The sequence below is a fragment of the Rhodococcus sp. P14 genome (assembly GCF_000256505.1).
GTDB classification, from domain to species: domain Bacteria; phylum Actinomycetota; class Actinomycetes; order Mycobacteriales; family Mycobacteriaceae; genus Rhodococcus; species Rhodococcus ruber.
Map to the genome: position 1 here is coordinate 1 of NZ_AJFC01000197.1, position 3,568 is coordinate 3,568.

A 3,568-nucleotide genomic window follows, 5' to 3' on the forward strand; every position below is an offset into this window, starting at 1 on the left:
CTTACCCGGGTCCGGAAGAGGCAAACGTGCCGCATATCCGGCATTACCGACGGTTCCGGCAGTTCCGGCAGTTCCGGCGGTCGGCCGGAACCCGCCACCCCGTAGCCCGCATCAGCCGGTGACCACCAGCAGCCAATCCTCCGCGCCACCGACGTTCGTTCCCGGCGTGGACACGTTTCCGTCCCGGTCCACCTGCGCCGGCAACGCGGGCGCTGCGGCATCGGCGGGATCGATCCAGGCGTAGCTCGCTCCCTGCGGGATCAGGGAGAGCGCGAGCCGGATCGTCCGCTCCGTCGGCACATAGACGACGGCGAGGGCGCCGTCCGGCGTGCGTGCGGCGGTGACGTAGTCGTTGTCCAGGACGTCCACCGTCTCGTCGTCCGTCGCGCGGGTCCCGCGCCCGTCGAGGACGAACGGGTCGTCGACGTCCGGCACCAACTGCCACCACGCCCACGACGCCCACAGGTCACGGAGAGCTCGGAGTTGCGTGACGGCGGGGGTATCGAGACGCGCTTCCCAGCCGTCCCGGAACTCCCAGTCGTCGGAGCCGCGGAACTCCCCCGGGGAGCCGGATGTCAACGCCCACAGCGCTTGGCGGCGAAGCGTCTCGTCGGTCGTCGGCGCAGTCTCGGGCTGGTTGTTCTCGCCCTCGTAGTTGCCCTCCGCGAACACGGCAGGACGCGGATCCCGGACGTCTGCCGGTCGCTCGTACCCGTCCAGCACGGCCTTGTAGGTCGGCAGGTAGGTGTAGACGAAGTTCCAGTCCACCAGTGGCTCCCAGAACGGGTTGTCCGTGGAGAGCGATTTCTGGGGGCCGAGCTGTATCGAGAACGGCCTGTCCGAGCCGGCCGCCCTGATCCCGTCGAGCACGGCGCGCAGTACCCGGTCCGATTCGGCCCCGGCGGCAGCGTCGTCCGTGTCGGGCGAATAGTCACCGCCGGTCAGCCAGACGATGTTCGGGAACCGGGCGTATCGCTGGGCGATCATCCGGCCGTAGACCGCAGCCTGTTCGGGAGTGGCCGATGCGAACACGCCCGAGAGGTTCCACCCGTCGATCGGATACAGGAACAACGTGTTTCCGTACCGGCACGCGATTCGGGCGTACTCGTCGACGCGCTCCCAGTACGGCTCGTTCCATGCGGTGATGTCGCCGCCGACGAACGGTTCGATGCCGTCGAAAGTGGCTCCGTTCTCGTTCGGCCCGCCGTTGTCGGGGTCGGCGATCACGGAGACGAGGGCCGCGTCGAACCCGTGCGCTGCTCGATTCGCGAAGTACAGCTCGGCCTGCTCGGGCGACCAGTCCGCCATGCCGGACCACGGCGAGTCCCCGCGGATCAGAATCGGGTCACCGTGCTGATCCTCGAAGTAGCGGCCGTTGCGACCGACGGAGGAGACGTAGCGATGGCCGGCGCTCTCGGCGACGTCGCACGCGGCGGCCGCCGGGACGGTCGCCGGCGGCGACGAAGGAACCCGCGGCCCGCCGCGGTCCGTGCAACCGGCGACGCAGAGCAGGACCAGAAGGGACAGGGCGGAGTGTCTGTTCACGGTTCTCCCACCCGGCTGCGCGCTCGACGGAGTGCGCGTCCGACGAGGCTTCAGCCGTTCCACCGGCCCCGGGGCCGTACGGGTTCGGCTCCGGATGCGCTCAGCCGAGTCTATGCCGTCGCGACCCGGCCGGCCTGAGCCTTCCGTGCCGGACACCGGCCCGATCGGTCCTGAGCGGTCCCCGTGCCGTGAGCCGAGCGCCCGTTCCGCCTCGAACGCCACCCGGTCCGGCTTACCGTGAGCGTGCGGCGGCATGTTCGCGCCCGGGCGATCACCGGCCGCACACACACGGAGAGGGAGCACGTTGAACGATCTCCTCCGGCAGGTCGCCGAACTGCGCACGGATCTGCGGGCCCTGGACCGGCGGGTGCGCTCCCTCGCCGATGCGTTCGACATGGTGGAGCCGGCGGCGGACGACGACACCGGCGAGGCCAACCTGCGGGAGGTCATCGACAGCCTCAGCGACGCCCATCTGGATCTGAGCACAGCGGACAAGCATCTCGAAGCTGTCGCGTCCCACGCGGCACGCCTGCGCGGCTGAGCTCGTCGGCCGTCGCGGCGGACATCACCGCGGTAGGCTCGGGCTCGCCACTGTTCGACCACGACGGCCGGTCCCACCGGCGCCGCAGGAGGCAGTTACATGAACGGTGCCGTCGGCAGCGACCCGCGGATCGCCCACCACCCCGCCTCCAGGGGTGCGCCCGACACCGGGCATCTGCCGCAGCGGCCCCGCGTGGTGGTCGTCGGCGCCGGCATCGCAGGACTGACCGCCGCCACCGCGCTCGCCGAGCGCGGCGTGGAAGTCGAGGTGCTCGAACGCGAGGCGTACCTGGGCGGACGGGTCGGCGGCTGGCGTGAACGTCTCGACGACGGCACCGGACTCGCCATGAACCGCGGGTTCCACGCCTTCTTCCGGCAGTACTACAACCTGCGCCGGTTGTTGCGACGGACCGACCCCGATCTGCAGCGGCTGACGGCGGTCGACGACTATCCGCTCGTCGACGGCGCGGGCCGGCGCGACACCTTTCGCGGAATTCCCAACACCCCACCGTGGAACGCACTGGTGTTCGCGCTGCGCAGTCCCACGTTCCGGCTGCAGGATCTGGTGCGCATCGACGTGCGGGCCGCGGCCCCGCTCGCGACCGTGTCCGTGCCGGAGATCTACGACCGGCTCGACGACGTCGACGCCCAGACCTTCCTGCAGCGCATCCGTTTTCCGGAGGCGGCCAATCACCTCGCGTTCGAGGTGTTCTCGCGCAGCTTCTTCGCGCCCCCGGCCGGGATGTCGGCCGCCGAGCTGGCCACGATGTTCCACATCTACTTCCTCGGCTCCGCGGAGGGCCTGCTGTTCGACGTCGCCACCGGCAACTTCGACACCGCCCTGTGGGGACCGCTCGGCCGGTATCTCGAGGGCCACGGCGCGCGCATCCGGACCGCCACCGCGGTGACCGGCATCGAACCCGGCGGCACCCGGACCTTCCGCATCCACGACGACACCGGCGGCAGCACCGACGCCGACGGCCTCGTCCTCGCACTCGACGTGGCCGGATTGCGCGCCCTCGTCGACGCCTCGCCCGATCTCGGTGATTCCGGGTGGCGCTCGCGGGTGCAGCACCTGCGGTCCGCTCCCCCGTTCCTGGTGCAGCGGCTCTGGCTGGATCGCCCAGTCGCCACGGACCGCCCGGCATTCCTCGGCACCGGCGGCCTGCGCCCGCTCGACAACATCAGCGTGCTCGACCGCTACGAGGAGGAGGCCCGCGGCTGGGCCGCTCGCACGGGCGGTTCGGTCGTGGAACTGCACGCGTACGCCGCCACCGGCGACGGAGTCGGCGAATCGCGTTCGCCCGAGGATGTGCAGGCGCAGGTGCTCGCGCGCCTGCACGCGATCTACCCCGAGACCGCCGCCGCCCGCGTCGTCGAGGAACGCACGCTGTGGCGCCAGGACTGCCCCCTGTTCGGGGTGGGCGATTTCGCGCACCGGCCCACCGTCCGCACCCCGCACGAGCGGCTGGGGGGGGGCGGG

General features: G+C 71.1%; 3 protein-coding genes. 2 read left to right on the forward strand and 1 reads right to left on the reverse strand.

The window, feature by feature from the left end; all coding sequences use genetic code 11:
• Window positions 1-111 precede the first annotated feature (111 nt).
• Window positions 112-1,545, reverse strand: a complete 1,434-nt coding sequence (locus OEY_RS0114240; RefSeq protein ID WP_010594529.1) for an apiosidase-like domain-containing protein — start codon at window positions 1,543-1,545, stop codon at window positions 112-114.
• 304 nt (window positions 1,546-1,849) lie between these two features.
• Here OEY_RS0114240 and OEY_RS0114245 point away from each other — a divergent pair, with 304 nt between their 5' ends.
• Window positions 1,850-2,086 (forward strand): hypothetical protein, encoded by a 237-nt coding sequence (locus OEY_RS0114245; RefSeq protein WP_010594530.1) that lies wholly within the window; start codon window positions 1,850-1,852, stop codon window positions 2,084-2,086.
• 99 nt (window positions 2,087-2,185) lie between these two features.
• Window positions 2,186-3,568 (forward strand): FAD-dependent oxidoreductase (locus tag OEY_RS0114250; protein WP_010594531.1); only part of this gene is annotated, 1,383 nt, incomplete at its 3' end.